The sequence below is a fragment of the Cellulomonas xylanilytica genome, from assembly GCF_007989805.1.
Classification (GTDB): Bacteria; Actinomycetota; Actinomycetes; order Actinomycetales; family Cellulomonadaceae; genus Cellulomonas; species Cellulomonas xylanilytica.
This window is the reverse complement of the sequence record NZ_BJUB01000012.1, coordinates 125556-149745: the sequence shown is the minus strand read 5'-3', so window position 1 is coordinate 149745 and position 24190 is coordinate 125556. Positions and strand designations below refer to the sequence as shown.

At 72.1% G+C, this 24190-nt stretch carries 20 protein-coding genes; 18 read left to right on the top strand and 2 right to left on the bottom strand.

From position 1 onward, the window contains the following. The 4 genes from CXY01_RS17780 to CXY01_RS17765 all read left to right on the top strand — a co-directional run. Nucleotides 1-411, top strand: a 411-nt coding sequence (locus CXY01_RS17780; protein WP_186813450.1) for a pectate lyase, incomplete at its 5' end; no start/stop codon positions are given. Between the two features lie 108 nt (nucleotides 412-519). Beyond that, nucleotides 520-2358, top strand: a complete 1839-nt coding sequence (locus tag CXY01_RS17775; RefSeq protein ID WP_146930091.1) for an HSP90 family protein — start codon at nucleotides 520-522, stop codon at nucleotides 2356-2358. After that, nucleotides 2355-5210, top strand: a complete 2856-nt coding sequence (locus CXY01_RS17770; RefSeq protein WP_146930088.1) for a hypothetical protein — start codon at nucleotides 2355-2357, stop codon at nucleotides 5208-5210. The genes CXY01_RS17775 and CXY01_RS17770 overlap by 4 nt, the downstream gene beginning before the upstream one ends. Nucleotides 5211-5268: 58 nt before the next feature. Continuing rightward, a complete protein-coding gene (locus CXY01_RS17765; RefSeq protein WP_146930085.1) occupies nucleotides 5269-5832 on the top strand; it encodes a hypothetical protein in 564 nt (187 codons plus the stop codon). A 9-nt stretch (nucleotides 5833-5841) separates the two neighbouring features. Here CXY01_RS17765 and CXY01_RS17760 read toward each other — a convergent pair whose 3' ends face one another. Further along, nucleotides 5842-6798, bottom strand: a complete 957-nt coding sequence (locus tag CXY01_RS17760; RefSeq protein ID WP_146930082.1) for a DUF4862 family protein — start codon at nucleotides 6796-6798, stop codon at nucleotides 5842-5844. Between the two features lie 198 nt (nucleotides 6799-6996). On the opposite strand from CXY01_RS17760, the gene CXY01_RS17755 reads away from it, so the two are divergent. From CXY01_RS17755 to CXY01_RS17720, 8 genes are all read left to right on the top strand, one after another. Further along, nucleotides 6997-8037 (top strand): TRAP transporter substrate-binding protein, encoded by a 1041-nt coding sequence (locus CXY01_RS17755; RefSeq protein ID WP_146930079.1) that lies wholly within the window; start codon nucleotides 6997-6999, stop codon nucleotides 8035-8037. After that, nucleotides 8034-8612 (top strand): TRAP transporter small permease, encoded by a 579-nt coding sequence (locus CXY01_RS17750; RefSeq protein WP_146930076.1) that lies wholly within the window; start codon nucleotides 8034-8036, stop codon nucleotides 8610-8612. Before CXY01_RS17755 ends, CXY01_RS17750 begins: the two co-directional genes overlap by 4 nt. Continuing rightward, complete coding sequence (locus tag CXY01_RS17745; protein ID WP_222594583.1) at nucleotides 8609-9916, top strand: TRAP transporter large permease; 1308 nt, start codon at nucleotides 8609-8611, stop codon at nucleotides 9914-9916. Before CXY01_RS17750 ends, CXY01_RS17745 begins: the two co-directional genes overlap by 4 nt. A gap of 23 nt (nucleotides 9917-9939) precedes the next feature. Continuing rightward, on the top strand, nucleotides 9940-10770 hold the full coding sequence (gene kduI / locus CXY01_RS17740; protein ID WP_146930073.1) for a 5-dehydro-4-deoxy-D-glucuronate isomerase: 831 nt from the start codon (nucleotides 9940-9942) through the stop codon (nucleotides 10768-10770). A gap of 18 nt (nucleotides 10771-10788) precedes the next feature. Then, the gene (locus CXY01_RS17735) at nucleotides 10789-11580 is read left to right on the top strand and encodes an IclR family transcriptional regulator (protein WP_146930070.1); all 792 of its coding nucleotides are present in this window, start codon (nucleotides 10789-10791) and stop codon (nucleotides 11578-11580) included. Nucleotides 11581-11667: 87 nt separating this feature from the next. After that, a complete protein-coding gene (locus tag CXY01_RS17730) occupies nucleotides 11668-12456 on the top strand; it encodes an SDR family oxidoreductase (protein ID WP_146930067.1) in 789 nt (262 codons plus the stop codon). Between the two features lie 136 nt (nucleotides 12457-12592). Further along, nucleotides 12593-13567, top strand: coding sequence for an excalibur calcium-binding domain-containing protein (locus tag CXY01_RS21235; protein ID WP_146930064.1), 975 nt, complete (start codon nucleotides 12593-12595; stop codon nucleotides 13565-13567). A gap of 54 nt (nucleotides 13568-13621) precedes the next feature. Next, nucleotides 13622-14932, top strand: coding sequence for an APC family permease (locus tag CXY01_RS17720; protein ID WP_146930061.1), 1311 nt, complete (start codon nucleotides 13622-13624; stop codon nucleotides 14930-14932). On the opposite strand, the gene CXY01_RS17715 is transcribed toward CXY01_RS17720, so the two are convergent. Then, complete coding sequence (locus CXY01_RS17715; RefSeq protein ID WP_146930058.1) at nucleotides 14929-16380, bottom strand: helix-turn-helix transcriptional regulator; 1452 nt, start codon at nucleotides 16378-16380, stop codon at nucleotides 14929-14931. The genes CXY01_RS17720 and CXY01_RS17715 overlap by 4 nt on opposite strands. A gap of 150 nt (nucleotides 16381-16530) precedes the next feature. Between CXY01_RS17715 and aceA the strand changes: the two genes are divergently transcribed. The 6 genes from aceA (at nucleotide 16531) to CXY01_RS17685 (ending at nucleotide 24083) form a co-directional block, all read left to right on the top strand. Continuing rightward, nucleotides 16531-17829: an isocitrate lyase gene (gene aceA, locus CXY01_RS17710; protein WP_146930055.1), complete on the top strand. Its 1299-nt coding sequence runs from the start codon at nucleotides 16531-16533 to the stop codon at nucleotides 17827-17829. Nucleotides 17830-17869: 40 nt separating this feature from the next. Continuing rightward, entirely contained in the window at nucleotides 17870-19510 is a 1641-nt protein-coding gene (gene aceB, locus CXY01_RS17705) for a malate synthase A (RefSeq protein WP_146930051.1), read from the top strand. A gap of 126 nt (nucleotides 19511-19636) precedes the next feature. Then, entirely contained in the window at nucleotides 19637-20416 is a 780-nt protein-coding gene (locus CXY01_RS17700) for an SDR family oxidoreductase (RefSeq protein WP_146930048.1), read from the top strand. Between the two features lie 27 nt (nucleotides 20417-20443). Next, nucleotides 20444-21076 carry a flavodoxin family protein gene (locus CXY01_RS17695; RefSeq protein WP_146930045.1) on the top strand — a complete coding sequence of 211 codons (633 nt, stop codon included), beginning with the start codon at nucleotides 20444-20446 and terminating at the stop codon, nucleotides 21074-21076. A gap of 311 nt (nucleotides 21077-21387) precedes the next feature. After that, the gene (gene map / locus CXY01_RS17690; RefSeq protein ID WP_146930042.1) at nucleotides 21388-22152 is read left to right on the top strand and encodes a type I methionyl aminopeptidase; all 765 of its coding nucleotides are present in this window, start codon (nucleotides 21388-21390) and stop codon (nucleotides 22150-22152) included. A 413-nt stretch (nucleotides 22153-22565) separates the two neighbouring features. Further along, complete coding sequence (locus CXY01_RS17685; protein ID WP_146930039.1) at nucleotides 22566-24083, top strand: CoA-acylating methylmalonate-semialdehyde dehydrogenase; 1518 nt, start codon at nucleotides 22566-22568, stop codon at nucleotides 24081-24083. Nucleotides 24084-24190: the final 107 nt, after the last annotated feature.

Here is a 24190-nt window from a genome sequence, read left to right as displayed (position 1 = left end):
CTGAAGGGGTCCTCGACCTCGCAGGTCATGACCGTCAACGGTGGTGGGGCCAAGGGCGCCTCGGACAAGGTGTTCCAGCACAACGGGCCGGGCAGGTTCGTGATCAAGAACTTCACCGTGACCGACTTCGGCAAGCTGTACCGCTCGTGCGGGAACTGCTCCAAGCAGTACGCGCGCACGGTGGTCATCGACAACATCAAGGTGACCGCACCGGGCAAGTCGCTGGTCGGGATCAACTCCAACCTGGGCGACAAGGCCACGATCACGAACGTGACGATCTCCAACGACGCGTCCAAGAAGATCGTGATCTGCGAGGAGTACAAGGGCGTGACCTCGGGCGAACCGTCCAAGATCGGATCCGGACCCTCGGCCGCGTGCGGCTACTCCACCTCGTCGATCACCTACAAGTGAGGCGCTGACGACACAGGGACGACCCCGGACCCCCACGGTCCGGGGTCGTCCCGCGCGCGCACCCGGAAACGCTGCCGGCGCCCTGGACGCCTGCCCTACAGTTCACGCGTGCGTGAGGACGAGAGCACGTTCCAGGTCGACCTTCGCGGCATCGTCGACCTCCTGAGCCACCACCTGTACTCCGGCCCGCGCGTGTACGTCCGCGAGCTCATGCAGAACGCCGTCGACGCCGTGACCGTGCGGGGCGCTGCCGACGAGCGGCCGGCGCTGCTGCTCGTCCCGACGGACGTCGCGGCCGACGGGCGGCTGCACGCGATGGACTCGGGCGTGGGGCTCGACGAGGACGACGTCCGCACGTTCCTGGCCACGATCGGCCGGTCGAGCAAGCGCGACGAGCTGGGCCTGGCGCGCTCCGACCTGCTCGGGCAGTTCGGCATCGGCCTGCTGAGCTGCTTCATGGTCAGCGAGGACATCGAGGTGGTGTCCCGACGGGCCGACGGACCGTGGGTGCGGTGGGTCGGGCACGCGGACGGCACGTACGAGCTGTCGACGCTGACGGACGGCCTCCCGGCCGACGACGAGCGGGCGGCCTGGCTGGCGGACGGACCGGGCACCTGCGTGACGCTGGCTCCCCGCCGGGGTACCGAGCACCTGCTCGACACCGTGTCCGTGGTCGACCTGGCCCGGCACTTCGGCTCCTACCTGCCGCACCGCGTCGTCGTGCGGACCGCTGACGGCCCGGTGGACGCGAGCCTGCAGACGCCGCCGTGGCGGATCGAGGACCCCGAGCGCCGCCGGGCCGCGTGCGTGGAGCTCGCGTCGGCCGAGCTGGGGGGCGAGCCCTTCCACGTGCTGCCCGTCCGGGTCCCGCAGGCCGGGCTCGACGGGGTCGCCGTGATCGGCGGGCACCGCGCCGCCAGCGCCAGCCAGGGGCGGCACCGCGTGCACCTCAAGGGCATGCTGCTGTCCGACCAGGTGGCGGACCTGGTCCCGGAGTGGGCGTTCTTCGTCCGGTGCGCCGTGGACTCCCAGCTCCTGCGTCCGACGGCCAACCGGGAGGGCCTGTTCGACGACGACCTGCTCGAGCACACCCGCGCGGAGATCGGTGCGCAGGTGCGCGCGTGGCTGGTGCGCATGGCGGCGACGCAGCCCGACCGGATGCAGCAGTTCCTTGCGGTCCACCAAGTGGCCGTCAAGGCGATGGCCCTGCAGGACGACGAGCTGCTCCGGATCCTGCTGCCGCTGCTGCCCTTCGAGACCAACCAGGGCCGCTGCACGCTGCCGGAGCTGATGCGGACGACCGACGTGGTGCGCGTGGCCGCGACCGTCGACGACTTCCGCCAGGTCGGTTCCGTGCTGGCCGCGCAGGGTGTCGCCGTCGTGAACGGCGGCTACACGTTCGACCTGGAGCTGGTGCGGCGGCTGGTCGACGTCGAGCCCGCCGCCGTCGTCCAGGTCGTCGTGCCCTCCGACATCGACGGGCACGTCCGGCTCGTGCCGGACGAGCGCCTGCGCGACGTCGCCGCCGCGCTCGCCGACGTCCGGGCGGCCCTCGACGGTGTCCAGGTGGACGTCGAGCTGCGCGCGTTCGCGCCCGTCAGCCTCCCCGCGCTCCTCGTCGATGACAGCGACCGACGCGACAGGCGGGAGGTCCGCGCCGCCGCCGCGGAGGCCGACGACGTGTGGAGCGCGCTGCTGGGCGCGTTCGACGACGGCGGCAGCGACCGCCCGCGGCTCCTGCTCAACGACACCAACCCGACGGTGCGTCGGGTGCTGGTCCTGCAGGACGCGGCGCTGCGGCAGGTCGCGGCCGAGTCGCTGTACGGCCGCGCGCTCCTCGCGGGTGGGCGTCGGCTCCGTCCCGCCGACACCGCCCTGATCGACCGCTCGTTCAACGCCCTGCTCGACCGCGCGGTCGACGCCGAACCCGGAGGGACCACCGCGTGACCGTGACCCGAGCCGAGGTGCAGCAGCTGCTGGACCAGGTGACCCGTACCCCGCAGCTCGAGCGGAACGCCGCCGCCGAGGAGCTCGTCCGGGTGGCCGACGCGTCCGGCGACGACGAGATGCGGTTCCGCGCCCGGCTGGAGCTCATCGAGTCGACCTTCTACGCGGCCGCCAAGCACCGGATGTTCGCGCCGTTCGCCTTCGTGGTGCAGCAGTACGACGCCGAGCCCGACTGGCTGACGGCCGACGACCGCCACCGGGTGCTCTGGCTGCACAAGTGGATGGTCGTCGACCTCGTCGACCACCCGGAGGTCGCGCTGGACCAGCTGGAGACGGTGCTCGACGGCATGCGTCGCCGCTACGTCGCCGCGGGTGAGGGGCTGAGCCCCGTGCTCGGCTGCGCGTACGTGCTGCGCGCGCACGTCCACGGCGCGGCCGCGGCGGAGGAGGACTACGTCGCGTGGCGACGGGCACCGCGCACGAGCCTGTCGGACTGCGAGGGCTGCGAGCCCGGGGTGCGCATCACGCACCTGGCCGACCTCGGACGGCACCAGGAGTCCGTCGACGAGCTCGGGCCGGTGGTGCGCGGTGAGGTCGGGTGCTCCGAGCAGCCGCAGCGGGCGGTCAGCATGGCGCTCGCGTCGATCGTCGAGGTCGGCGACGTCGAGACCGCGGCCGCGTTGCACCGCAGCGCCTACCGTGCGAGCCGTCGCAACCCCGGTGAGACCCGCGCGGTGGCCCGGCACCTGGAGGTGCTGGCCCGCTCCGGCAACGTGAGCCGCGGTCTGGACGTCCTGACGGAGCAGCTCGACGCGCTGGACCGGCCGTCGTCGCCGATGACGGGGATGCAGCTCGCCGCCGCCGCCACGCGGCTGCTGCGCACGGTCGTCGCCGCGGGGGACGGGGACCGGCTGGTCCGCGGGCGTGGCCGACAGCCCGAGAGTGCAGCCGACCTGCTCGCGCGGGTGGAGTCGCAGGCGCTGAGCACGGCGGCCCGGTTCGACGAGCGCAACGGCACGACGACCGTCGGCGACCAGGTCCGGGCGTGGATCACGGCACCGGACCTGCCGGCCCTCCCGCTCGGGTCGACGCATCCCGACCGGACGTCCACCCCGCCGCTCGACCTGCCGCGGGTCCCGGCGCATCCCGCGCTCCAGGAGGACGTCGACCTCGACGCCTTGGACGTCGCCGCCCTGGCGGACCTCGCCGCCCTGGCGCAGCGCGTCGCGCACCGCCCGACGTGGGACCGGCTGGCCGCGCACTGGGTGGCGCGTCGCGACGCGGAGCCGGCTGCGACTCGTGCCCGCGCGGACCTCGACGCGTTCGTCGCGTGGAGCTCGACCGACCCCGAGCCGGCGCTCCGGCAGAGCGCCGCATCGCTCTACCGCCGGCTCGGCGACGAGGCCGAGGCCGTGCTGGTCGAGCTGCTGGGCGACCTGCAGGCCGGGCTGCCGGTCGAGCTGCCGACCGTGCTGGCCGCGGTCGATGCCACGGGGACGAGCAGCCAGCGAGCGCTCGTCCGCACCCGGCTGGCCGTGGACGCGCCCGACGAGGTCGCTGCCCGGCTGCGCGCCGAGGCCCTCGACCTGCTCGCCGGCGTCGGCGACCTGACCCCGCAGGACCGCGGGCTGGTCGCGCGCCTGCGCTTCGCGACCGCGCCGGACGGCCCGGTGCTCGAGCCGGTCGAGGACGGCGAGGAGCCGGAGGTGCGGGTCCAGGTGCTCGTCGGCCGTGCGGGCGCGAGCCTCGCCGGCGAGGACGTCGCCGGTGCGCTCGGGTTCCTCGACGACGCCGCCGCGGTCGCGCGGACCGCGGGTGCGCCTGCGCTCGCCCTGCACGTCGAGGCCGCGCGCGTCCGGGCGTTCGTCGCGTCGGGTGACCACGAGCAGGCGGAGGCCCACGCCATGGCCGTCGCCGCGGCCGCCCTCGACGAGGACCTCAGCGACGTCGCCATCGACTGCCGCACCCTCGTCGCGCACCTCATGGCGCGGCACGGCCGCGAGCTCGAGGCGGTCGAGCTGGCCGAGTCGACCCTCGCCATCGTCCCCGCCGACGGCGCCGTGCCCCGTCGGCAGCGCGCCTACCGGACCGAGCAGCGCCTGACCCTCCTGGACCTGGCGTCCCGCCTCTCGTCGGCTCTGCAGGAACCGGACCGCGCGGAGGCCCTCGCGCGCGAGGCGGTCCAGCTCGCCACCGGTCCCGACGCGACGCCCGCGCTCGCCTGCCCGGCGCTGCACCGGCTCGCCGGCCTGCGGGAGACCGTGGACGCCGTCGAGGCGACCCGCCTGTACGCCGAGGCGCTGGACGCAGCGCAGGTCGGCGGCCTCGACGCCGCGGCGCTCGTGGTCCGCCGCGACCGGATCTGGGCGCGGTTCGACGCCGACGGGCTGGACGCCGCGCTCGCGGACCTGCAGGACACCCGCGGCGCCAACGAGGCCGCCCACGCCCGGATCCTCGCCGACCCGTCGTCGGCGGGCGACCTGGCCTCGTGGGACTTCGCGTGGGAGGACGCCGCGCTGCGGACCCTGTCCGCGCAGCTGCTGGAGCACGGTGGTGAGCACCAGCGCGCGCTCGACGCCCTCGACGGGCTGCCCGCGGCGTGGGAGGCGCTCGACGACCGCACCCGCGCCCTCGACAGCGAGCGGCTGCGCGGCGTCGCCCTGCTCCAGCTCGACCGGGACGCCGAGGGCCTCGCGCTGCTCGACGACGTCGCCGTGCGCGCACGGGCAGCTGGTGCGACGCGGCTGAGCACCCAGGCCGCCGGCACCGCGGCCACGTGGCTGGACCAGGCCGGCCGTCCTGAGGAGGCACAGGCGTTCTGGGAGCGGCACCTCGACGACGACGGGGCGTGATCGCCGCTCGCGGCGTGTGCGGCGCGAGCATGTCAGTGGTCGGTTGCACCCTGGACCCATGATCACTCTCTCGTGCTCGTGCGGTTCCGCGGGGACCACCCGTCGTCACCCCATGCGCGGCCTGTCCGCCGACGAGCGGGCCGCGCTGATCCGGGACGCGTTCTCGGTCAGCGGCGGCTTCCTCGCGCTCGAGGTCGACGCGTCCTGGCACCCGGGCTCCGTCGAGCCCACCGAGTCGTGCGTCGTGCTCGCGGACCTGGACTCCCTCGACGCCTCGGCCGGGCTCGACGCCGAGGGCGCGAAGGCGATCCGGGACCTGCTCGAGATCGGGCACGTCAGCGGTCAGCCGCTGCCGGCCCCCGTCGAGGTGGGGTCCGTGCGGTTCCGCGTGGCGCCGGCCGACGAGTTCGGACCCGCGATGTCCTACCTCGTGACCGACGGCACCGAGACCCTCCTCGAGGCGACCGTGCCCGTCCCGCACGACGACCTGCTTCCCGCGCTCGTCGCGGTGCACAGCGAGCGCGGCGCGGCCGGCCTCACCAGCCTCGACGTCCTCGCCGCGCGGTTCGGCCTGGCGACGGCGCTCACCCGCCTCGGCCGGGAGCACGCCGCCGTGGCGTGACGATCGCCGTCAGACGGCCGCTCGGGCCTCCGCCACCAGCTCCAGCGAGGCGCGGACGACGGCGAGGCGGGTGGCGACGTCCGCGTCCGTCGGCCGGACGCCGACCTTGACGCCGACCCGCGGCACGTCGCCCGCGACCCTGAGGGTCTCGGTGATCTCGGCGAGCCCCATGAGCGAGTCCGCGGAGGCGGCGAGGGCCGGGTGGTCGTCGGAGCGCGGCGGGATGTGCATGTCCGCCCACGGCGGGTTCCACGGGGTGTCCGCCCCGGTGGCGCCGGAGAGCACGAGCATGCGCAGCAGCCCGGCCTCGGCGACGGCCTGCGTGTGCTCGACGGCGGTGGTGGTGCTGCGGCCCTCGATGACGGACCGGCCCCAGTTGACGCACATGCCGAGGACGTCGACCGGCAGGCCCTTGGAGCGGACGACGGCGAGCTCGTCCTCGAGCGTCCAGAAGCCCTTCGCGGGGGTCAGCCCGGGGACGTAGGCGTCGCAGTGCTCGACCAGGACCTCGGCGCCGGCCAGGTCCCAACCGAGGATCTCGTCGAGCGAGCGGGAGAACGCCTCGACCGAGCCGCCGCGCGGGCCGGGTGCGCTGTGGACCTCGATGGCGCTGACCCGTCGGCGGCCGTCGGCCTGCGCGAGGCTGACGGCCAGGTCGCGGGCGCGGGCGACGTCGGCGAGCGCGTGGGCGCGCTGGTCCTCGTCGAGCGAGCCGAGGCCGTAGGTCGGCGCGACGCCGAGGCGCGGCATCATCGTCGGCACCAGCGAGACGACGACGTCCCACTCGGGCCGCAGGTTCCTGGCCACCCACGCCGGCTCCAGGCTGCGCGTCCCCTCCACCGGCAGGGCGTGCTCGATGCCGCCGATGCCCAGGTCGACGAGGCCGGCGAAGAACTCGTCCTCGTCCGCGGGGTCCTCGGGTGCGGCGATGTAGCCCGAGAGCAACAGGTGGCGCAGCGACGGCATGGATCCTCCGGTGGTCGACGGTGACTTGACGAGCAGGGCGAGACTATCTACCTTTTCCGCTGTACGGAACCGAGTTCCATTTCTGACAGTCACCGCAGCCTGTCCCCGACGACGACGAAGTCTCGGCAAGCACCTCTCGTTCCCCCTCGCTGCTCGACCAGCGCGCTCACCTGCGTGAGCCGACGAAGGAGTCCTCCCATGATGCGAAGCAAGGCCGTGTCGATCACCGCACTGCTGGGCGCCACCGCCCTCACCCTGGCCGCCTGCAGCAGCGGCGCCACGCCCGGAGCGTCGGAGACCGGCGGGTCCACCGACGAGGCCGTCTCGACGACCGTGTTCAAGGTCGCCTTCAACCAGCAGCCGACCCACCCGCAGTACGTCGCGATCGACGCCATGGGCGACCGGATCAAGGAGCGCACCAACGGCGCCTACGACCTCGAGGTGTTCCCGAACGAGACCCTCGGCGCCCAGAAGGAGACGATCGAGCTGGTGCAGTCGGGCACGATCGAGTTCGCGATGGTGGCGGCCCCGCTGCTCGAGAACTACAACCCCGACTTCGTCGTCTTCAACCTGCCGTTCACGTTCGACTCGCAGGACCACCAGCGCGAGACGACGAACGACCCGGAGATCGTCTCCGAGCTCTACGCGTCGCTCGACGACCAGGACCTGCGCGTCCTGGGCTCGTTCCATGGCGGCATCCGCTCGATGTACAACGCGACCAAGCCGATCGAGACCCCCGCCGACATGGAGGGGATGAAGATCCGCGTCATCGAGTCCGAGACCAACATCGAGATGATGAAGCTCATGGGCGCCACGGGCACCCCGATGGGCATGGGCGACGTCTACACGGCCATCCAGTCCGGCGTCATCGACGGCGCGGAGAACAACGAGCTGACCTACTCGGGCGTCAAGCACTCCGAGGTCGCGCCGTACTACAGCTACACCAAGCACCTCATGCTGCCGGACTACCTCATCACCAACCCGGCCGTCATGGACGGTCTGCCCGAGGACGTCCAGGAGATCTTCGCCGAGGAGATCGCCACGGCGATCGAGGAGGAGGGCGACCTCTGGAAGACCCAGATCGACGTCGCCAAGCAGGACGCCATCGACGCCGGCGCCAAGTTCAACGAGGTCGACGAGGAGGCCTTCGCCGAGGCCATCGCCCCGCTGACGCAGTCGAAGCTCACGAACGACTTCATCAAGGACATCCACGCCAAGGTCCGGGCAGCCGCGGAGTGACCGAGAACCCGCTGAGCCCCGAGAGGCCCGAGAGCCCGGAGAACCCGGCGACGCCGTCGCTGCTCGTCAGGTTCAAGTCGGTTCTCGACGCGATCCTGCGAGCGACGTGCGTGACGCTGTTCGCCGTCCTCGTCGTCCTGGTGACCTGGCAGGTCTTCACGCGCCTGGTCCTGTCGAACCCGAGCATCTGGTCCGAGGAGGCAGCCCGCTACGTGTTCATCTGGCTGAGCCTCATCGGGATCTCGATCGCGACGGGCGAGAAGGCCGACGTGGCGATCGACTACTTCGTGCAGAAGGCGCCCCTCGCGGCTCAGCGGGTGCTCGAGATCGTCGCGTACCTCGCGACGCTCACGTTCGCCCTGCTCGTCATGGTCTGGGGCGGCTGGCTGAACGCCGCCCAGACCATGCACCAGCTGAATCCCGTCCTGCCGATCTCGGCCGGGGTGCTCTATCTCGCGGTCCCGATCTCCGGGGTCCTGCTGACCTTCTACCTGGTCTACCACCTGATCAGGACGCTCTCCCCGGGCTACACCGGGGTCGAGCACATCGCCGCAGAGGACGGGGTGGAGCTGTGACGGACATCGCGCTGGTGAGCGCGGTCATGATCGGCGGGATGGTCCTGCTGATGGTGATCGGCGCACCGATCAGCATCAGCATCGGCCTCCCGTCGGCCATCTCGATGATGCTCGTCCTGGGGCTCGAGAACGGCGCCACCACCTCCGCGCAGCGGATGTTCACGGGCGTCAACTCGTTCGCCCTGCTGGCCATCCCGTTCTTCGTCCTCGCGGGCGGGATCATGAACAACGGCGGGATAGCGACGCGGCTGATCAACCTCGCGAAGGTCCTCGTCGGCCGGACGCCGGCCCCGCTCGCCCAGACCAACGTCCTGGCGAACATGCTGTTCGGCTCGGTCAGCGGGTCGGCGATCGCGGCGGCGGCAGCCGTCGGCACGACGATGGCGCCGATGCAGGCACGAGAGGGCTACGACAAGGCCTTCTCCGCCGCGACCAACGTCGCCTCGGCGCCGAGCGGGATGGTCATCCCGCCGAGCAACATCCTGATCGTCTACGCACTGGCCAGCGGCGGCACGTCGGTCGGGGCGCTGTTCATGGCCGGCTACATCCCCGGCATCCTGTGGGGCGTCGCGTGCATGGCCGTCGTCTGGTTCTACGCGCGCAAGCACCCCGAGCTCCGAGCGCCCGTGCGGGCCACCCTGGGTGAGCTGGGGCGGACGTTCGTCCAGGCGCTGCCGTCGCTGACCCTCGTGGTGGTCGTGATCGGCGGCATCATCGCCGGGTTCTTCACCGCGACGGAGGCCTCCGCGATCGCGGTCGTCTACGCGCTCCTGCTGGGGTTCCTCTACCGGGCGATCAAGCTCTCGGACCTGCCGCACATCCTGTACGCCGCGGCCCGGACCAGCTCCGTGGTGATCTTCCTGATCGGCGTCTCGTCGATCATGTCGTTCGTCATGAGCTTCACCAAGATCCCGCAGCTCATCGCGGACTCGCTGCTGGGGTTCACGGACAGCAAGTTCGTGGTGCTGCTGATCATGATGGTGGTCCTGCTGATCATCGGGATCCCGCTCGACGCCACCCCGGCGATCCTCATCTTCACGCCGATCTTCCTGCCGATCGCCATGCAGTACGGGATCGATCCCGTGCACTTCGGGATCATGATGACGTTCAACCTCTGCATCGCGATCATCTCCCCACCATCGGCGCCCGTGCTGTTCGTCGGCGCGCAGGTCGCCGGCGTGAAGGTCGAGTCCGTGATCGCCCGGCTCATGCCCTTCTTCATCGCGCTCGTCGCCGTGCTCCTGCTGGTGACCTTCGTGCCTGCCCTGTCCCTCTGGCTGCCCGGCCTCTTCGGCCTGCTCTAGCCGACCCCACTGAAAGGCCCTCCATGGAACAGCGCTACGCCACGAGCCCCGAGCACGTGCCCGGCATGGACACCGCCGAGCTGCGTCGCCGGTACCTCGTCGAGAACCTCTTCGTCGACGACGAGGTGGCGTCCGTCTACACGCACCACGACCGGGTCGTCCTGCTCGGCGCCAGCCCGGTGACCGGCCCGATCTCGCTGCCGACCTTCCCGGAGATCCGCTCCGAGTTCTTCTTCGAGCACCGCGAGGCCGGGATCGTCAACGTCGGCGGCCCCGGCGCGGTGGCGGTCGACGGCACGTCGTACGGGCTCGCGCACGGCGCCTGCCTGTACATCGGCCGCGGCGCGGTCGACGTCGTCCTGTCGTCGTCCGACCCGAGCGAGCCGGCGCGCTTCTACCTGGTCTCCGCTCCCGCGCACACCACCTACCCGACGACCCTGGTCGAGCCCGGCGGCGGGATCGTCCGCGAGCTGGGCGACGCGCTGACCTCGAACCGGCGCACGCTCAACCAGTACATCCACGAGAACGGCGTCCGGAGCTGCCAGATCGTCATGGGTGTCACCACGCTGCACCCGGGCAGCATGTGGAACACGATGCCCGCGCACACGCACGACCGGCGCACCGAGGCCTACCTGTATTTCGACCTGGCGCCCGAGGCGAGGATCATCCATCTCATGGGACACCCGTCGGAGACCCGCCACCTCATCGTGGCGGACCAGCAGGCGATCATCTCGCCCAGCTGGTCGGTGCACTCCGGCGTGGGTTCCGCCAGCTACAGCTTCGTGTGGGCGATGGCGGGCGAGAACCAGTCCTTCGACGACATGGATGGCTTCGCCATCGCGGACATGCGCTGAGGCGACAGGATGACAACCATGGCCTTCGACAAGACGGAAACCCACACGGCCGCGACCTCCGCCGCCTCGTCGGCGAGCGCGAGCGAGAAGACCCTCCTCGTCCTCGAGGCTGCCCTCGACCACCCGCGTTTCAGCGACGTGGTGGAGGCGACGGGTCTGGCCAAGGCCACGGCGCACCGCATCCTGACCACCCTGGCCGACTCCGGGTTCATCACCGTCTCGCCGGAGGGCACGTACCTGCCGGGGCCGAAGATCCTGTCGCTCGCCGGCCGGGCGCTGCAGCGGATCGACATCTCGTCGATCGCGCAGCCGTTCGTCGACGACCTCGTCGAGGTCGTGCACTGCACGGTGCACGTCGGCGCGGTCAACGGGGACGAGATCGTGTACCTGATCCGCAGCGACTCCGACAAGCCGTACCAGATGCCCTCGCGCGTCGGCCACGCCCTCCCTCTGCACACGTCGGGGATCGGCAAGGTCGTCCTCGGCGGCTACACGGACGAGGGCCTGGAACGCCTCGTCGCCCGGGCCGGGCTCGCCCAGCGGACCGAGCACACGATCACGACGCTCGACCGGTTGCGCGCGGAGGTCGAGGACATCCGACGCCTCGGCTACGCGCTCGACCGGGAGGAGAACGTGCCCGGCGTCGTGTGCGTCGCGGCGCCGATCCGGGACCACACGGGGACGACGAGGTACGGGCTCAGCATCTCGACGCTCACCCTCGAGCACACCTTGGAGCAGGTCGAGGCGATGGCCCCGCTGGCCATCGAGACGGCCGACAAGATCTCGGCGGCCCTCGGCTACCGCGCCTGACCACCCCGTAGGAACCCCGCACGAACTGCACGGCCGACGCCGTGCAGCGGACGAGCACGCCCGAAACCGACCAGAGAGCACCGACCCATGACCCTCGCCCCGACGTCCGCCGCCTACCTCGAGAGCCTGTTCAGCCTCGAGGGGAGGCTCGCCGTCGTCACCGGCGCCAGCCGGGGCATCGGGCTGGCCATCACGCAGTCGCTCGCGTCTGCCGGCGCGGACATCATCGCCGTGAGCCACGAGATGCCCTCCGGCGACAGCCCTGCCCGCGCCGCGGTCGAGTCGCTCGGACGCACGTTCACGCCGCTCGCGGCGGACCTGTCCGACGGGTCCCGCGTCGCGGAGCTGGCCGCCGAGCTCGCCGCCCACCCCGTCGACATCCTGGTGAACAACGCCGGGACCATCCGCCGCACCCCCGCGGCCGAGCACTCCGACGAGGACTTCGACCACGTCCTCAGCGTCAACCTGCGCGCCGCCTTCACGCTGTCCCGGGAGGTCGGCCGCGGCATGCTCGAGCGGGGCAGCGGGAAGATCGTCAACACCGCGTCGATGCTCAGCTTCCAGGGCGGGATCAACGTGCCCGGGTACGCGGCCTCCAAGTCGGCCGTCGCCGGCCTGACCAAGGCGCTCGCCAACGAGTGGGCCGACCGCGGGGTCAACGTCAACGCCGTCGCCCCTGGGTACGTCGCCACCGCCAACACCCACGACCTGCGCCGGGACGCCGAGCGCAGCGACGCCATCCTGGCCCGCATCCCCGCCGCCCGCTGGGCCGAGCCGACCGACATCGCCGGTGCTGTCCTGTTCCTGTGCTCCCGTGCGGCCGACTACATCCACGGCGCGGTGCTGCCCGTCGACGGCGGGTGGCTCGCCCGCTGACCGGGGTCACGCGGACGGGGGAACGGCGAGCCCACCGGTCGAGCACGGACGACGCGGCGCCGATGAGGAGGGCATGCCTCCTCGCCGTCCGGTCCGACGCACCGTCACGCTTGCGCTCCTCACCCTGGGTGTCGCGATGACCCAGGCCGGGTGCGGCGCAGACGCGACGCCCGCCGCCACGACCGTGGTCGCGGTGCTCGACGGTCGCACCGTGGAGGTCGAGCGGGACGGCGCGACGAGCACGGTGACGCTGGCCGGGCTCCTCGTCCCCGCTCCCGACGAGTGCCTCGGGGAAGAGTCGGCGGCGGCGCTGGGCGACCTGCTGAAGACGGGCACGGAGGTCCGGCTGGAACCGAGCGATCCGGCGGGTGGTTCCGAGGACATCGTCGCGGCGGTGTTCGCGGACGACGTCCTGGTGAGCGCCGAGCTGGTCCGGCTGGGCCTCGCCTACGCCGACCCGACCGAGGACGTCCCGGCGCAGGTCACGGCCGCGCAGGAGGAAGCGATCGACGCGTCGGCCGGGCTGTTCGGGGTCGGCGCACCGTGCACCCTGCCTGCGCAGGTGGAGGCTCTGGAGCAGGCGACCGCGGAGGCCGCCGACGCCGCGGCTGCGCTCGCGGCCGGCGCCGGCATCGTCGAGGTCGACCGGCACGGGTCGGCCCTCGCGGCCGCCGCCGCGACCGGTGCAGCGCTGGCTGCGCTGCTCGACGGTGAGCAGTCCGCCCGGTACCCGGGCGCGATGGTGGCGACCTGGCGGAGCCGGACCGTCGCCGTCAACGAGCGGCTCGCCGGCGTGACCGCCACCGTCCAGCAGGTCCGTGCCTCCGAGGAGCAGCGGATCGAGGGCGAGCGAGTGGCTGCGGAGGCTGCCGCTGCGCAGGCTGCAGCCGATGAGGCGGCGCGACAGGCACAGGCTGCTGCGGACGCCGAGGCGGCCCGCGTCGCGGCAGAAGCGGCGGCCGTGCAGACCAAGGCGCCGACGGGTGGCTCCGTCCACTACCAGAACTGCGATGCCGTCCGCGCCGCTGGGGCGGACCCGATCTACGCCGGTGACCCCGGGTACAGCGGCAAGCTCGACCGCGACGGCGACGGGGTCGGCTGCGAGAAGTAGCCGCACGCAGCTCTTCGAGCGGCGCGGTCGCCGCGTCGCCTCGATACTCGGTCGATGGCCGAGACGACGACGACCGAACGACCCGGACTGCGCCGGGCGGTGACGGGACGACTGCTGTTCCTCTTCATCCTGGGCGACGTGCTGGGCGCCGGCGTCTACGCGCTGGTCGGCGTGCTGGCCGACGAGGCGGGCGGCATGATCTGGCTGCCGCTGCTGGTCGCGCTGGGGATGGCGCTGCTGACGGCGTCGTCGTACGCGGAGCTGGTGACCAAGTACCCGCAGGCCGGCGGCTCGGCCGTGTACGCGCAGCGGGCGTTCGGCAAGCCGCTCCTGTCGTTCCTCGTCGGTTTCTCCATGCTCGCCGCGGGCGTGACGTCCGCCGCGGGGCTCTCGCTGGCGTTCGCGGGTGACTACCTCGCGGTGTTCCTCGACGTCCCGGCGGTCCCGACCGCGCTGGTCTTCCTGGCGCTGGTCGCGGCGCTGAACGCGCGGGGGATCAAGGAGTCGCTGCGGGCGAACGTGGTGATGACGGCGATCGAGCTGAGCGGCCTGGTGCTCGTCGTCGTGCTCGGCGCGATGGTGCTGGGTCGGGGCGATGGCGACCTCACACGTCTGACGGAGCTGCCGGAGGGCACGACCGTCGCGGCGGCCACCCTGGGCGGTGCGCTGATCGCGTTCTACTCGTTCGTGGGGTTCGAGACGTCGGCGAACCTGGCGGAGGAGATCGTCGACGTGCGTCGCGACTACCCGCGGGCGCTGTTCGGCGCGCTGGTCACGGCCGGGGTGGTCTACCTGCTGGTCGGGATCGTCGGGCCTGCCGTGGTGGCCCCGGCCGACCTGGCCGGGTCGAGCGGGCCCCTGCTTGAGGTGGTGAAGGTCGCGGGCGGCATCCCGCTCGAGCTGTTCTCGCTGGTCGCGCTGGTGGCCGTGGCGAACGGCGCACTGCTCACGATGATCATGGCCAGCCGGCTCACGTACGGGATGGCTGAGGAGGGCCTGCTGCCGCGGCCGTTCTCCCGGGTCCTGCCCGGCCGGCGCACGCCGATCGTCGCGATCGTCGTCACGACGGTCGTGGCGATGCTGCTCTCGCTGACCGGCTCGCTGGAGGACCTGGCGTCGACCGTCGTGCTCCTGCTGCTGTTCGTGTTCCTCAGCACCAACGTGGCCGTGCTCGTGCTGCGGCGCGACACGGTCGACGAGCCGCACTTCCGGACGTGGACCGCCTTGCCCGTGCTCGCGATCGTCACGTGCCTGGTGCTGCTGACGCAGCAGGAGGCCAAGCACTGGCTGCTCGCCGGTGCGCTGCTGGCCGTCGGGCTGGTGCTCTACCTGGTCACGCGCCGGTCGTCGGTGCGGAGCCGCTAGTCCGTCGGCGCGTGCCGGTCCAGGAACCGGTAGACCTCGGTGGTGTCGACGCCGGGGAACACGCCGACGGGCAGGGCGGCCAGCAGCGACGCGTGCGGGCGGGCGCTGGGCCAGGACTTGTCTGACCAGCGCTCGGCCAGGTCGGCCGGGGGCTGCCGGCAGCACATCGGGTCCGGGCACTTGGAGGCCGCGCGCTCGGTGGTCTCGCGGCCGCGGAACCAGCGGACGTGCGCGAACGGCACGCCGACGGACACCGAGAACGCTCCTTGCGACGACGGCTGGACGCGGGACGTGCACCAGTACGTGCCGGATGACGTGTCGGTGTACTGGTAGTACGGCGTGAACCGGTCGGGCAGCGTGAACACGACGCGGGCGGTCCACTGCCGGCAGACGGGCTGGCCCTCGATGGCGCCCAGGGGGTCCGCGGGAAACTTCACGCCGTCGTTCTCGTAGGCCTTGTGCAGCGTGCCGCCCTCGTGGACCTTCATGAAGTGCACCGGGATGCCGAGGTGGCGCGTCGCCAGGTTGGTGAACCGGTGCGCGGCCGTCTCGTAGGGCACGGCGAAGGCGTCGCGAAGGTCCTCCACCGACAGCCGGCGCTCGGCCTTGGCCTCCTGCAGGAACGGCACGGCGCCGTCCTCGGGCAGCATCAGCGCGGCCGCGAGGTAGTTGGCCTCGACGCGCTGGCGCAGGAAGTCGCCGTAGTCCGTCGGCTCGGCGTGCCCGAGCACGTGGCTGGCGATGGCCTGGAGCAGCGGTGAGCGGGCGTCGCTGGTGCCGGGGTTGCCCTGCGGCAGGTAGATGCGGCCGTGGGCGAGGTCGGTGACCGACCGCGTGGAGTGCGGCAGGTCCGGCACGTAGTGCAGGCCGAAGCCGAGGTGGGCGGCGATGTCGGCGGTCGCGCGCTGCGACAGGGGTCCGCCGGGGTGGTCGATCGCCGTGAGGAGCTTGCGGGCGTGCTCCTCGAGCTCGGGGAAGTAGTTGTCCTGCGCGCGCATCCGGATCCGCAGCTCCGCGTTGGCGCGGCGGGCCTCCTCCGGGGTTGCGGCGTTCTCCATGAGCAGGCGCTGGATCTCGGCCTGCAGCCGGACGAGCGCCTCGAGCGCGTCGGCAGGCAGGGACCGGCCGACCTTCACGGGTGAGACGCCCAGCGACGCGAAGAGCGGTCCGCGCTGCGCACGCTCCAGCTCGACCTCGAGGGCGGCCCTGCGCGTGGGCGGCTCGGTGCGCAGCAGCTCGGACAGCGGGACGTCGAGCGCCTCTGCCACCTGCGCCAGCAGCGAGAGCTTGGGCTCGCGGTGACCGTTCTCCAGCATCGACACCTGCGAGGGCGCGCGACCGATGGCCGCACCGAGGTCGTCGAGCGTCATGTTCCGGCCCGTGCGCAGGTGCCGGATCCGTCGTCCGAGCACCAGCGTGTCGAGGCCGCCGTTGGCCGTCGTCGTCATGCCGTCCACCTTCGCCCGGAGCGTGCGCTTCTGTCCAGGAGAAGGATTGCCGATCTTCTGCGCACTTTGCTGGGGAAGAACCGCCGAACACCGAGGAACGTGGAGGTCAGGCCGAAGGGCCGAGAAGAACCGCCAATGACGGAGGACACGATGAGCACGTACAGGCACGGCGACCAGACCGAGACCGCGGCCGAGCTCGCGGCGAGCTGGGACCTCGACGCGCGGTGGGCCGGCATCCGCCGCACCCACACCGCCGAGGACGTCGTCGCCCTGCGGGGGTCGGTCCGCGAGGAGAGCACGCTGGCCCACCGCGGCGCCGAGCGGCTCTGGCAGCTCCTGCACTCGCGCACCCTGGTGCCGGCGCTGGGGGCGCTGACCGGCAACCAGGCCGTGCAGCAGGTGCGTGCCGGGCTCGAGGCCATCTACCTGTCGGGCTGGCAGGTGGCCGCCGACGCCAACCTGTCCGGCCAGACGTACCCGGACCAGTCGCTGTACCCGGTGAACTCGGTGCCCGCGGTGGTCCGCCGGATCAACAACGCGCTGCTGCGCGCCGACCAGGTCGAGTTCGCGGAGACAGGTCGCCGCAGCCGCGAGTGGCTGGCGCCGATCGTCGCCGACGCCGAGGCCGGCTTCGGTGGTCCGCTGAACGCCTACGAGCTGATGCACTCGATGATCCAGGCGGGTGCGGCGGGCGTGCACTGGGAGGACCAGCTGGCCGCCGAGAAGAAGTGCGGCCACCTGGGCGGCAAGGTGCTGGTCCCGACGTCGCAGCACGTGCGGACCCTGTCCGCGGCGCGGCTCGCGGCCGACGTCGCCGGGGTGCCGACGGTCGTCGTCGCCCGCACCGATGCGCTGGGTGCGGACCTGCTGACCTCGGACGTCGACCCGCGTGACGAGCCGTTCCTCACCGGGGAGCGCACGGCCGAGGGCTACTACCGGGTGCGCCCCGGGCTCGACCCCGTCGTCGCCCGCGCCGAGGCGTACGCGCCGCACTCCGACCTCATCTGGGTGGAGACGTCGACGCCCGACGTCTCCCTCGCGATCGAGTTCGCGGAGCGGATCCACGACAAGTTCCCCGGCAAGCTGCTCGCCTACAACTGCTCGCCGTCGTTCCACTGGCGCTCGCAGCTCGACGACCTGCAGATCGCGCGGTTCCAGCGGGAGCTGGCCGGCCACGGGTACGTGTTCCAGTTCATCACCCTGGCCGGGTTCCACGCCCTCAACCACTCGATGTTCGACCTCGCCCGCGGCTACGCCGAGCGCGGCATGAGCGCGTACGTCGAGCTGCAGGAGGCCGAGATCGCCTCCGAGTCCGACGGCTACACCGCCACGCGCCACCAGCGTGAGGTCGGCACCGGCTACTTCGACCGCGTCGCCACCGCGATCAGTCCCGAGAGCGCCACCCTCGCGCTCGCCGGCTCGACGGAGACGGCCCAGTTCACCCACTGACTCCCGCGGGACACCGCGCCCAGAACCAGGAGCACCAGCCATGACCATCACCACCGCACCGCCGACCACCCGACCTCGCCTCGACCTGACCGGACCGGACGTCGCAGGAGCGACCGAGATCCTCACCTCCGAGGCGATCGACTTCCTCACCGACCTGCACGTCCGGTTCTCCGGCCGCCGGCACGACCTGCTGCTGGGCCGCCAGCACCGCCGGACCCGGTTCTCCAACGGAGCCGACCCCGACTTCCAGCCGCTCACGGCGGGGATCCGGGCGGACCCGAGCTGGCGCGTGGCCGGACCGGGACCGGGCCTGGAGGACCGCCGCGTCGAGATCACCGGCCCCACCGACCGCAAGATGACGGTCAACGCCCTGAACAGCGGCGCCAAGGTGTGGCTGGCGGACATGGAGGACGCCACGAGCCCGACCTGGACCAACGTCATCGGCGGGCAGCACTCGCTGTTCGACGCCATCCGCGGGCAGGTCGACTTCACCTCCCCCGAGGGCAAGGAGTACCGCGTCGGGGAGACGACGCCGACCATCGTGTTCCGGCCGCGCGGCTGGCACCTGACGGAGAAGCACCTGGAGTTCACCGACCGCGCCGGACAGAGCTGTGCCGCGTCCGCGAGCCTCGTCGACGCCGGCCTGTACCTGTTCCACAACGCGCAGGCGCTCATCGACTCCGGCCGCGGGCCGTATCTCTACCTGCCCAAGCTGGAGGGCCACCTGGAGGCACGCCTCTGGGACGAGATCTTCCGGTTCACCGAGACCTACCTGGGTCTGCGCTACGGCACGATCCGCGCGACGGTCCTCATCGAGACCATCACGGCCGCGTTCGAGATGGAGGAGATCCTCTACGAGCTGCGCGACCACTGCGCCGGGCTGAACGCCGGGCGCTGGGACTACATCTTCAGCGTCATCAAGAACTTCCGCGCTCGCGGACCCCGGTTCGTCCTGCCGGACCGCGGCAGCGTGACGATGACGGTCCCGTTCATGAAGGCGTACACCGAGCTCCTCGTCGCCACCTGCCACAAGCGGGGCGCGCAGGCCATCGGCGGCATGAGCGCGTTCATCCCCGACCGCCGCGACCCGGAGGTCACGGACAAGGCTCTCGCGCAGGTGCGGGCCGACAAGCAGCGGGAGGCGGGTCAGGGGTACGACGGCACCTGGGTGGCGCACCCCGACCTGGTGCCGGTCGCCCGCGAGGTGTTCGACGAGGCGCTCGGCGACCGCGTCGACCAGCGGCACCGGCTCCGGTCGGAGGTGCACGTCACGGCCGCCGACCTGCTCGACATCCCGTCGGCGGGCGGCGGTGAGCCCGGCGCCGTCACCGACGGCGGGCTGCGCGGCAACGTGTCCGTGGGCGTCCGGTACCTCGAGGCGTGGCTGCGGGGCATCGGCGCGGTCGCCATCGACCACCTCATGGAGGACGCCGCCACGGCCGAGATCTCGCGGTCGCAGGTGTGGCAGTGGGTGCACCAGGGCGTCATCACCGCCGAGGGCAACCGGATCGACGCCGCGCGCGTCGAGCAGGTGCTCAAGGAGGTGCTGGCCGACCTCCCGCGGACGGCCGACGACCGGTACGACGACGCGGCCGACCTGTTCCGGCAGGTCGCGCTGGCGGAGGACTTCCCGACGTTCCTCACGGTGCCGGCGTACACGCAGTTCCTGGTCGCGCGCTGACCGACCGCCCGACGGTCGCACCGACCGACGCAGCCCGGACCGCCCATCCGGTCCGGGCTGCGTCGCGCGCGAGCGTTCCTGAGAGAGGCTCGTCGGCACCCCGGGGCGTGCGCCAGGATGGCCCGCATGGTTGACGACGCACGCCCCGTCCTGGTGACCGGCGGCACCGGCACCCTCGGTCGCTCCCTGGTGCACACGCTGCTCGACGCCGGCCGGCCGGTGCGCGTGCTGAGCCGTCGCGAACGCACCCCGGCCGCCCCGGCCGAGGCGGGATGGGTGGTCGGCGACCTGCTCACCGGCGACGGGCTGCCCCAGGCGGTGGCCGGCGTGAGCGCGGTGGTGCACTGCGCGAGCGACCCGCGCAAGCCCGACGACGACCTCGACGCCGCCGTGCAGCTGCTGCTCGCCGCCCGCGCGGCCGGGGTCCCGCACCTCGTCTACGTCTCGATCGTCGGTGTCGACCAGGTCCCGTTCGCGTACTACAAGGCGAAGCACCGCGTGGAGGAGATCGTCGAGGACGGCGGCGTCCCGTGGACGATCCTGCGCGCGACGCAGTTCCACGACTTCGTCGCGACGATGCTCGACTACCTGTCGCGCGGACCGGTCGCGCTCGCCCCCGCCGGGATGAGCGACCAGCCGGTGGACGTGCGCGAGGTGGCGACCCGCCTGGTGGAGCTCGTCGACGCCGGCCCGTCGGGTCGTGGCGACGACCTGGGTGGCCCGCAGGTGCTCACCACCACCGAGCTGATGCGCACCTACCTCGCGGGGACCGGTCGACGCCGACCCGTCTGGACGGTGCCGTTCCCCGGCCCATTGAGCGGCTTCCGGCACGGCCATCATCTCACGCCCGAGCACGCGACCGGCCGTCTGACGTTCGCGGAGTGGATCCAGTCCCGGTCGCGCTGACCTGACCCGCGGGTGACGATCGGACGCATGAGCATCCACGTCGCGATCGTCTACTACTCCGCCACCGGCACCCTCCAGGAGATGGCCGAACGGCTGGAGCAGGCCGCCCTCGCCGCGGGTGCGTCCGTCCGCCGGCGGCACGTCCGCGAGATCGCCCCGCGGGAGGCGATCGAGTCGCGTGAGGAGTGGGCCGCGCACGTCGCCGCGGTCGCCGACGAGCCCGTCGCGGAGCCGGACGACGTCGTCTGGGCCGACGTCGTCCTCCTCGGCTCGCCCACCCGGTTCGGCAACGTGACCAGCCAGTTCCAGGCGTTCATCGACACCCTGGGCCCGCACTGGAGCGAGGGGAAGCTCGCGGACAAGGTCTACGCCGGGTTCACGTCCTCGCAGACGGCGCACGGCGGGCAGGAGTCGACCCTGCTGTCGATCTACCGGATGGTCGCGCACTTCGGCGGGCTGGTCGTCGCGCCCGGGTACACCGACCCGGTCAAGTTCGTCGACGGCAACCCGTACGGCGTCTCGCACGCGACCGGGGCCCAGAACGACGCGCCGCTCGACGATGCCGCCCTCGAAGCGCTCGACCACCTGGCGAACCGCACCATCGACATCGCCAACCGCCTCAAGGGCGCCCCCGCAGAGGCTCCGCGGCCGCTCGGATAGGCGGCCTGTTCGCCATCCGGATAATCGGTTGGCGGCCTCGCCGGACCGGACGTACGGTCGTCGGACACGGGAAGGAGGTGGTCCAGGACATGTTCTATTCCAGGACGCGTGAGGTGACTGTCCGCTAGTCGCCCGATCAGTACTCGGACGGATTGCATCGTCGATCCGCCCGCAGGCCCAGAGGGTCGGCGAGCGAATCACAGGCAGTCACCGCAGCCCGTGGGAGCCGCGACCTCGTCCTTCGCGGCAGGGCCTCCTCGGAGGCCCGGCCCACGGGCTGTTGCCTGCCCATCTCGTGGCAGGCTCTGTGGGTGGCCCTCAAGAACCCTGCTCAGATCAACCAGATGCGCCCGGCCGGGAAGTTCGTCGCCGGCGTGCTGTCCTCCTTGCGTGACGTCGCCCGCGAGGGGATGACCCTCAAGCAGCTGGACACCCACGCGCACCAGATGATCGACGCCGCCGGCGCGCACTCCGTCTACCTCGGCTACCACCCGTCGTTCGGCGCGATGCCCTACCCGGGTGTCCTGTGCACCTCCGTGAACGACGCCGCGCTGCACGGCCTGCCGTCCGACCACGTGCTCGTGGACGGTGACGTGCTGAGCATCGACTTCGCCGCGCAGGTGCAGGGCTGGGTGGCCGACTCGGCGCTCACCTTCCAGATCGGCACCCAGGACCCCGCCGTCCAGAAGCTCATCGAGACCACCGAGCGGGCGCTCGCGGCCGGCATCGCCGCAGCCCGCCCCGGGGCACGGATGGGCGACATCTCGTCGGCCATCGGCACCATCGGCCGCGCGGGCGGGTACGGGATCAACGCCGACTTCGGCGGGCACGGCGTCGGCCGCACCATGCACGAGGACCCGCACGTCCCCAACCTCGGCCGCCCCGGCACCGGCCTGAAGCTGAAGGCCGGCCTCGTCATCGCCATCGAGCCCTGGTTCATGGCGGGTGGCGACGGCTACACGATCGACGACGACGGCTGGACCATCCGCACCGCCGACGGCTCACTCGCCGCCCACGCGGAGCACACGGTCGCCATCACCCCGGACGGCCCGCTGATCCTCACCGCCCGCGACTGACCCCCACCGCCTCACCCCGCAACGTCCGCACTCCGGCTGGTCCCAGGCCGCACGAGTGCGGACGTCCGCGGATGTGAGCGTTCCGACGACCGGATGTGCGGACGTTGCGGGAGGGAACGAGTTGCGTCCGCGGACTCGGGCGTTCGCACGACCCGATGTGCGACGTCCGAGGCGAACCCGCTGTGTCCGCACTCCGGCAGGTTCCAGGCCGCACGAGTGCGGACGTCCGCGGATTCGAGCGTTCCGGCGACCGGATGTGCGGACGTTGCGGGAGAGAACGTGGTGCGTCCGCGGATTCGGGCGTCACCACGAGCCGATGTGCGGACGTTGCCGTGGGCGCGTGTTCTTGACGGCGGACTTAGATTGGCTCGATCCGGCACTGCCGTCGGATCACGCACGAAAAGAGGGCCCTGATGTCCGCGCTCGTCGACACCGCTCCGCTCATCGGTCACGTCGTCGGGGGGCAGGTGACGACGCCCGAGGGGTCACGGACGCAGGACGTGTTCGATCCGGCGACCGGGCGGGTGACCGGCCGGGTGCTCCTCGCGGAGCAGGCGGACGTCGATGCGGCGGTGGCGGCGGCCGTCGTCGCGGCGGAGAGCTGGTCGCAGGAGCCGGTGGCGAAGCGGACGGCGGTGCTGTTCGCGCTGCGGGAGCAGATCGTCCAGCACACCGACGAGCTGGCCGCGATCATCACCGCGGAGCACGGCAAGGTGCTGGCGGACTCGCTCGGGGAGATCGCCCGCGGTCTCGAGGTCATCGAGTACGCGTGCGGGATGCCGCAGCTGCTCAAGGGTGAGTACACCGACCAGGCGGCGACGGGCGTCGACGTGTTCTCGTTCCGCGAGCCGCTGGGGGTCGTCGCGGGGATCACCCCGTTCAACTTCCCCGCGATGGTGCCGCTGTGGATGGCGCCGATGGCGATCGCGACGGGCAACGCGTTCGTGCTGAAGCCGTCGGAGCGGGACCCGTCGGCGTCGCTGTTCCTGGCGAAGATGTGGAAGGCGGCCGGGCTGCCCGACGGGGTGTTCTCCGTGGTGCAGGGCGACCGGGTGGCCGTCGACGCGCTGCTGACGCACCCCGACATCGCCGCGGTGTCGTTCGTCGGGTCGACGCCGATCGCGCAGCACGTGCACGCCACGGCCACCGCGCACGGCAAGCGGGTGCAGGCCCTCGGCGGGGCGAAGAACCACGCGGTCGTGCTGGCCGACGCGGACCTGGACCTCGCGGCGACCCACCTGACCGGCGCGGCGTTCGGCGCGGCCGGGGAGCGGTGCATGGCGATATCGGTCGCGGTCGTCGTCGACGACGTCGCCGACGCGCTGGTCGAGCGCCTCACCGCCGCGGCGCAAAAGGTCCGCGTCGCACCGGGCAACGACCCGGACTCCGACATGGGCCCCGTCATCACGCGCGCGTCGCAGCTCCGCATCGAGCAGATCGTCACGGACGCCGTCGACAGCGGTGCCTCCGCACCGGTCGACGGACGCGGTCACACGGTGGCCGGTCACGAGGACGGGTTCTTCGTCGGCCCCACCATCCTCGACGGCGTCACGACGGACATGCGCGCGTACGTGGAGGAGATCTTCGGGCCGGTGCTGGTCGTGATCCGCGCGGCCGACCTGGACGAGGCGATCGCCCTGGTGAACGACAACCCGTACGGCAACGGGACGGCGATCTTCACGTCCTCCGGCGACGCGGCCCGCACGTTCCAGCGGGCCGTGAAGGTCGGCATGATCGGCATCAACGTGCCGATCCCGGTTCCCGTCGGCTGGCACTCGTTCGGTGGCTGGAAGAACTCGCTGTTCGGCGAGAGCCACATCTACGGCCCGGAGTCGGTGCGGTTCTACACGCGCGGCAAGGTGGTCACCAGCCGCTGGCCCAGCAGCCCGGCGACGGCGAAGTTCCACTTCGGCCGCACGACGTCCCACTGACTCCCACTGACGCGACGTCCGCACTCGACAGGCCTGGAGCCCGTCGGAGTGCGGACGTCGCGTGCGAGGGTCCGCTGACGTCCGCACTCCGGCGGGTCTGAGCCCTC

Coding starts and splice junctions, on each gene's coding strand:
- CXY01_RS17765 (WP_146930085.1), top strand. CDS start 5,269: ATGATCACTCTCTCGTGCTCGTGCGGTTCCGCGGGGACCACCCGTCGT.
- CXY01_RS17760 (WP_146930082.1), bottom strand. CDS start 6,798: ATGCCGTCGCTGCGCCACCTGTTGCTCTCGGGCTACATCGCCGCACCC.
- CXY01_RS17755 (WP_146930079.1), top strand. CDS start 6,997: ATGATGCGAAGCAAGGCCGTGTCGATCACCGCACTGCTGGGCGCCACC.
- kduI (WP_146930073.1), top strand. CDS start 9,940: ATGGAACAGCGCTACGCCACGAGCCCCGAGCACGTGCCCGGCATGGAC.
- CXY01_RS17735 (WP_146930070.1), top strand. CDS start 10,789: ATGGCCTTCGACAAGACGGAAACCCACACGGCCGCGACCTCCGCCGCC.
- CXY01_RS17730 (WP_146930067.1), top strand. CDS start 11,668: ATGACCCTCGCCCCGACGTCCGCCGCCTACCTCGAGAGCCTGTTCAGC.
- CXY01_RS21235 (WP_146930064.1), top strand. CDS start 12,593: ATGACCCAGGCCGGGTGCGGCGCAGACGCGACGCCCGCCGCCACGACC.
- CXY01_RS17720 (WP_146930061.1), top strand. CDS start 13,622: ATGGCCGAGACGACGACGACCGAACGACCCGGACTGCGCCGGGCGGTG.
- CXY01_RS17715 (WP_146930058.1), bottom strand. CDS start 16,380: ATGACGACGACGGCCAACGGCGGCCTCGACACGCTGGTGCTCGGACGA.
- aceA (WP_146930055.1), top strand. CDS start 16,531: ATGAGCACGTACAGGCACGGCGACCAGACCGAGACCGCGGCCGAGCTC.
- aceB (WP_146930051.1), top strand. CDS start 17,870: ATGACCATCACCACCGCACCGCCGACCACCCGACCTCGCCTCGACCTG.
- CXY01_RS17700 (WP_146930048.1), top strand. CDS start 19,637: ATGGTTGACGACGCACGCCCCGTCCTGGTGACCGGCGGCACCGGCACC.
- CXY01_RS17695 (WP_146930045.1), top strand. CDS start 20,444: ATGAGCATCCACGTCGCGATCGTCTACTACTCCGCCACCGGCACCCTC.
- CXY01_RS17685 (WP_146930039.1), top strand. CDS start 22,566: ATGTCCGCGCTCGTCGACACCGCTCCGCTCATCGGTCACGTCGTCGGG.